The organism is Aliibacillus thermotolerans, from assembly GCF_027853235.1.
GTDB lineage: Bacteria > Bacillota > Bacilli > Bacillales > Marinococcaceae > Aliibacillus > Aliibacillus thermotolerans.
This window is the reverse complement of the sequence record NZ_WKJG01000108.1, coordinates 77,425-83,765: the sequence shown is the minus strand read 5'-3', so window position 1 is coordinate 83,765 and position 6,341 is coordinate 77,425. Positions and strand designations below refer to the sequence as shown.

General features: G+C 42.4%; 5 protein-coding genes. All 5 read right to left on the bottom strand.

All coding sequences use genetic code 11. The features are described from left to right. Positions 1–120: 120 nt before the first annotated feature. On the bottom strand, positions 121–1,404 hold the full coding sequence (locus tag GJS40_RS14470; RefSeq protein WP_270898554.1) for an IS110 family RNA-guided transposase: 1,284 nt from the start codon (positions 1,402–1,404) through the stop codon (positions 121–123). A 112-nt stretch (positions 1,405–1,516) separates the two neighbouring features. Continuing rightward, on the bottom strand, positions 1,517–1,942 hold the full coding sequence (gene fliS, locus GJS40_RS14465) for a flagellar export chaperone FliS (protein ID WP_270898553.1): 426 nt from the start codon (positions 1,940–1,942) through the stop codon (positions 1,517–1,519). Positions 1,943–2,000: 58 nt separating this feature from the next. Beyond that, complete coding sequence (locus tag GJS40_RS14460) at positions 2,001–2,294, bottom strand: EscU/YscU/HrcU family type III secretion system export apparatus switch protein (RefSeq protein ID WP_270898552.1); 294 nt, start codon at positions 2,292–2,294, stop codon at positions 2,001–2,003. Continuing rightward, positions 2,291–5,158 (bottom strand): hypothetical protein, encoded by a 2,868-nt coding sequence (locus tag GJS40_RS14455; RefSeq protein WP_270898551.1) that lies wholly within the window; start codon positions 5,156–5,158, stop codon positions 2,291–2,293. Before GJS40_RS14455 ends, GJS40_RS14460 begins: the two co-directional genes overlap by 4 nt. Continuing rightward, the gene (locus tag GJS40_RS14450; RefSeq protein ID WP_270898550.1) at positions 5,148–6,341 is read right to left on the bottom strand and encodes a DNA polymerase IV; all 1,194 of its coding nucleotides are present in this window, start codon (positions 6,339–6,341) and stop codon (positions 5,148–5,150) included. The genes GJS40_RS14455 and GJS40_RS14450 overlap by 11 nt, the downstream gene beginning before the upstream one ends.

The following is a 6,341-nucleotide window of genomic DNA, read 5'->3' as shown; positions in this document are numbered from 1 at the left end:
TCTTCTTAGCTTGTTGACCCCACGCCATTCCTGGGATAGACAGTCAAGTGCTTTCCTTGACAGGCTATCCCAGGAATGGGACACTGCGTCAGGCTAAGAAGAAAATACTAGAATTATTTTTTAAGCTACCTGCAATGTTTCTAGTTGAGGTAACCCTCGTAATAACTTGACACCATCAAATGCGCATTGTTTGTTACCGATGACAAATAAGACACGTAGTAATTTACAACATAAAGCGATGAGCGACTGTTGTTTCTTTAATGGACGTTCAGGGCGTTTCGTGTAATATTGATGCAGGGCTTTAAAGGTTGAGTTATGGGCAACAAGGGGGCGAATCGCTAAATATAAGGCTCTGCGTAGTCGTTTTCGTCCTCGTTTCGTGATCCTTGTCTCGCCCTTATATTTCCCTGAACTGTATTCACGAAGCGATAGCCCTGCCAGATTCACTAATTGTTGTGGGTGATTATAGTTTCTTAGATCGCCTGCTTCTGCGTAAAGTGTGGCAACGGTAATGGCACCTAAACCAGGGATGTTCATCATCTCAGTGGCACCAGGGATTTCCTTTACCATGTCTTCTAAGTCTTCATCAAGCGATTGAACTTGTTGTTTGTATAAGTCATACTGTTCAAGAAGACTAGCTAGTTCACGTTTGGCAAACGTTGTGCCTACTGTTAATCCAACACTTTCGTTGGCAGCTAGCACAAGCTGTTCTGCTCGTTTGATTCCAACACCACGTCTGACGAACGGCTTCCATCTCAAGACAATTTCTTCCGGTGTCATGGCTTGAATCTCAGCAGGCAATGGAAACAGCCGCAAGGTGTGAATGGCAGCTTTCCCTTTCCAATCCGCAAACACATCAAGAAATTCAGGAAAGTAACGATGAAGCCAATTCTGCGTGCGACCTTCGATGATCATAAGCTGTTTGACGAGTTGATCTCGTAATTTGATGCCTTCTCGTAATTCGGCGTAAATGCCTTCGAGTAGGTTGGGTACAGAGTATCGCCCGTCTTTCATGAGCTGTGCAATCACCTTCGCATCTTTTGTATCATTCTTTGTTGGCGAGTTATCATCAAGTTCTTTGCTTTTCTTAACATGCATCGGATTGACGAGTACAAAGTCATAGCCACGTGCTTTGAGATAATAGGCGAGATTAAACCAGAACTGTCCTGTTGGCTCTACACCAAAAATGACATGGTCTTTCTGGTGTTCTTTCATGTGGGATTGAACCCATTTCAACAATCGCTCAAAGCCATTGATTCGGTTGTCAAAGATCAATCGTTTACCAAATTCGATTCCTCGATCATCTTGTGCACGTGCGACGTGTTTGTCTTTGGCAATATCAATGCCAATAATTAAGGTTGATGGTGTGATTTGCGTAATTTTTTGATTTTGCGTATAATTCATTTTGAGTCCTCCTTGGTTTTCTAATTTCGGAGTCGATGCATCGACATCCTGTACTATACCAAGGAGGCTCTTTTTTGTTAAACCTCAAATTTCTTCATTACAGGAATGCTTCCTATTCATTGTCGTACATCATATTTTGTTCGTAGGCGTTTGTCCGTTGTTTCGTGACAATTGTTTGTTTATCTTCTTGTGTATCACAAGCTGCTTTCCAAGCGGTAGCAATATCTCGTAAAATGCGTAAGACCGTTTCCACTTTTTGTCGGTCTTTTTTTACATTTGCTTCGATTAACGTATCGCTCATATAGTTATACACTTGATCTAATTGATCGGCAATAATGCCAGCTTCATAGTTTAATCCAGCGCCAAGTCGTTCGATAATGTCCACCGCTCGTTGCAATTTGAAATTTACTTCTATGTAATCTTTTTCATCAAAAGCTTGTAGTGCCTCTTCGATATTTCGTTCACACGCTTCATACAGAAGCATCGTCAACTCTTGTGGGGACTTTTGATAAATCAGTTCCTCAGATAAAAAGGACATCACGTCCCACCTCTCTTTCTCTTTCACTAATTCTTATATCGGTGCATTTTAATGATTGTTAATACTCTTTTTCCATTTCTTCAATTAAAAGAAGGATTTCTGCGATGACGGAGTATAGCTGCGGAGGAACATTTTCTCCTAAGTCCATATCAAGCAAACTTTCCAAAAGGGTAGGATCTTCTTGCATATAGATGTTATGCTCTTTCGCCAAAGCTAAAATTTGTTTCGCGACTTCTCCCGTTCCTTTGGCAGTGACACGCGGAGTTTCTCCTTCTTCATACTTAATGACGGCAGCGGTCGGTCCGTTTTTTTCGCGACGTCGTTGTTGGTCGTAATAAAAATGATGACTCATATTTTATAATCAAACCCTTCTTCCGTGTAAAAAGGAGTTAATGCTCCTGTCTCTTCTTCTTGATTTTCTTCATTCATCGTTTCCGTTGTGAGCGTTGTGTACTGAATATCATTCAGTTGATACCCAAGCGCACTAATGGAAGCGACGGTTTTTTCGACGAGCGGTTGCATTTTTGCTGAAAAGTCCTCTTGATCATTTTTTAAAGTGATGGATAACTGGCGATCTTTTGCTTGAATGACGATACCAGTTTCTCCTAACTTCGGAGTGTTCAATTTAAAATAGAGGGTGCAATTTTCCCAATCAAGCATTTCTCCGTTTTCCCGCGCTTGCACGTATACTTCGATATCTTCCAATTTTTCTTTGAAAGGAAGAGGCACATGAAAGTACAAGTGTTGCATGTTTGTACCGACTTCCGATTTGCTTAACAATTGTTGTCCGCTTAAATGGGACAGTGTTTGATTTGCTTGTGGACTTGTCTTCGCATCGTCTTTTAATAGTTGAAGAAGACTATCTTTCACTGTTTGCGTCGACGTGTGTAATCCGTCTCCTTTCGTTCCATGCGTTAACAACTGGGCCAATTCACTGTCTCGGTTTAATCCGAGCGTGCGAATGAATTCGAACATTAGACGCGCAGACGGTTCATTCGTTATTTGTCGTCCGTAATCAACCACTCGATCGGCCGTTTGGGTAAGAGCACTTCGATGTCTTGCAATCGGTTGTTCTTCTTGTAAGACAAATTGTTTTATTTTCTGTTCACTCGGTTGGAAAGTAACCTTTTCTATCATTTGGCGCACTTGGTTCACAATTTGTTTTGCTTGTTGAAGCTGTCCTTGTTGTAACAGTTTTTTCGCTTCGGCTAATTGTCCGCTCGCTTGCAATAATTGTTTCTCCGTTTTCATATCGGTAAATAGCATCGCATCGCTTCGTAAAATCGCACGGTCCAGTTGTTTGATCGTCGATTCCAGCAATTGTCTTGCGTCTGGACGTTGCTGTTGTGCGATGCGCTGTTCGATTTGTTGTAGCTGCTTCACTGCTTGGTCTTGCAACGTTTTAAAATCCGCTGCTAATTTGTGTAATCGTTCGGTAATGCGAGTTTCCAGTAATTGTTTCGTTTCAAATGGAATGTTTGCAAACCGTTGTTCATCTTCCGCATACGTTGCGGAAACGCTGTTTTGTGAGCGGGTGATGTTTGTGATTTCTTCAAGCAAACGAAAAGTTTGTTCTCGGGCTTGCAGTTCTTTGCCAGTATGTATGAGCGCTTCAATTTTCGGCAGTTGTTTCACGACTTCCTTTTGGCCTTGTTCTTGGAGAATTGGTATCAATTGTTCTTGTATACGTGTGAATACTTGGGAAAAATTTGGTTCTTTTTGAACCGCTGATTGAAACGTCGTTAGTAACACTTGAATATTGTAAGAAGAGGAGCGTTCGATTTTTAGTAAAGCTTCCATTAATCTTTCTCCTGCAACTTGATCCAATTGTAGCGCTTGTTTGACTAACGCTTGAATGCGACTTGCTTCCTTTTCACTTCCCCCCATTTGCAACAAAAGAGACGCGACATCTATTTTTTCCTTTTGTGCTTGTTGAAGTAAAGTAGTAACTTGTTCTTCCATTCTTTTTCCAACAGAACTCGTTTCTTGAATTAGTTGTTGAAGGAATTGGTGCAGGCGAGCACGTGCGGAAGAGTCCGTTCCCGTCATCTCTCCCAGGAGTTTTCTTAAAGTAGTTGATTGGCTGCCAGATAAGTCTGCATGTCGTAACACTTCTCTTTCAATTCGTTCTTTTACATCTTTGAAAGATGTCCCTTGCAGCAACGCTCGTTCAATGGATTGCAACGTTTCTCTTAAGTTTCCCCTTTCTCCTCGTACGGATGATGATTCTACTGGAATTCTTTCTATCTCTAGTTTTTCTAACGCCTGCGCTAACCGGCGGCGCCCGGTGTCTTGTAATACATCCGCTTCTTTTAACGCTTTTCGTAACAATTTCGCTTCTTTTGCTGTCAACTCCGGATGGGATAGCACTTCTTTTTGCACGCGGGCTTTCCCTTCTTCCAGTGCCATTCCTCTTTCTAGCCCTTGTCGGATGAAAGCAATCGTCTCTCTAAATGTTTGCAAGCGCCCTCGCTCCTGTGAAATATTACTTTTTAGCTGTTCCACCGCTTGCCGAATAGCCCGATCGACTCGTTCATCTGTCACTTGTGCGTCTTTCGTACGAGCTTCATTTAACGTATCTGCCATGCGGTGATGATGCAAACTTTCATGGATGTGACGTAAATTTGTTTCAGTGATGGGCACTTGTTTCATTGCTGCTGCCCGAACCGTATGTAGCTTCGCATCCAAAGGCATTCGTTCGTCCGACATAAATCGTTGTAAATGTTCGATCGTTTCTTTCGTGACCGGCATATGTCTTTCCACTTGTCGGGCTGCTTGCAAAAGCCCTTCAGAAGGACGTTCAATTTTTGCTTGTCTCAACGCTTCCCGAACAGCGTCTTGGGAACGTGTCTCTTGTGGGGAAGGTTGCGATTCTATTTCACGAACGGTCACGACACCATCTTTTCTTCCGGCAATTTCTACGGTGATATGATTGCCTTTTGGGAACGTTCCTTCAAATCGGACTGTTTGATTTGAGCCTTGAATATTTACAACCGCTTTTCGATCATCTATTCTATCAACCACTTTCGCCCGATATTTCCCACCTTCTTGAAGACGAAGTGGTGTTTCTTGGTTTTGTTTTAATAATGCTTGGGACACTTTTTGCATGGCGTTCCCTCCGAATGTCATTCTCTTACTTCTCATATCGGCTAATTTTCTGTTTTTTTTACCCTTTAACAAAGAAAAAACGAGCCGTAAAGACTCGTCACCGTTCATCGATCGTACCTCTTCGGATAATATCGTCTCCATATTTATCCACTAGCTTCGAGATCGTTTTATTTATTTTCATTTCTTTGTTTTCACGCTCATACGTGAACAAATCCAACTGTTTCGACGCATCAGAAAGAGGGATAACATCTAAAGCGGTAACTCCTAACAATCTGACTCCTTTTTCATTCCAATATTGCTCGAAAAGAGAAACTGCTTGGTTATATATATCCCTTGCATCCATAAGCGCATCAGGAAGTGTCTCACTTCTTGTAATGGTGCGGCGATCGTTGTAGCGAATCGTCAGCTGAATGTTATCGGTACACACTTCTTTTTCTTTCAAACGTTTCGCCACTTTTTCAGATAACTGCTTTAACACCTTTTTTAATTCTTCTTTATCTTCTACGTCATACGGTAGGGTCGTTGAGTTGCCGACACTTTTTACTTCATGAACCGATTCCGGGTCTACTTTGCGATAATCCATTCCATTGGCCCGTTCGCTCCACAGTCTGCCTTTCTTGCCGAAACGCAGTTCTAAAAACGTCGAAGAATGCGTCGCCAAATCACCAATGGTATGAATACCTAATCTGCGCAGTTGTTGCGCGGACTTTTTTCCAACTCCATGCATTTCTTCTACCGGCAACGGCCATAGTTTTTCTGGAAGTTCACGTTTGCGAAGAATCGTAATGCCGAGAGGCTTTTTCATATCGCTTGCCATTTTCGCTAAAAATTTGTTCGGTGCAATCCCGATGCTTGCAGGAAGGCCTAATTGCTCTAACAGTTTTTGTTGCATTCCTTTAGCTACTTGGCCGATCTCTTGCGCTGGAAAATAAGAAGTCATGTCGACATACCCTTCATCAATGGATACCGGCTCGACAAGCGGAGAGTACGACCGAAGAAGTTCAAATATTTGACGAGACATCGCTCGGTATTTTTCAAAATCAGGGGGAAGAATGATGAGATCCGGGCATTTTTCACGGGCTTCCCATACCGGCATCGTAGTTTTCACGCCGCGTGCTCTCGCTTCATAACTTGCCGTTACGACAATACCTCGTCGCTCTTTCGGATTTCCGGCTATTGCCACCGGCTGATGTTTTAAAGAAGGATTGTACACTTTTTCTACTGACGCGTAAAAACTGTTCATGTCGACGTGAAAAATAACTTTTCCTTTCCACGTCCGCCCCTCATTCAT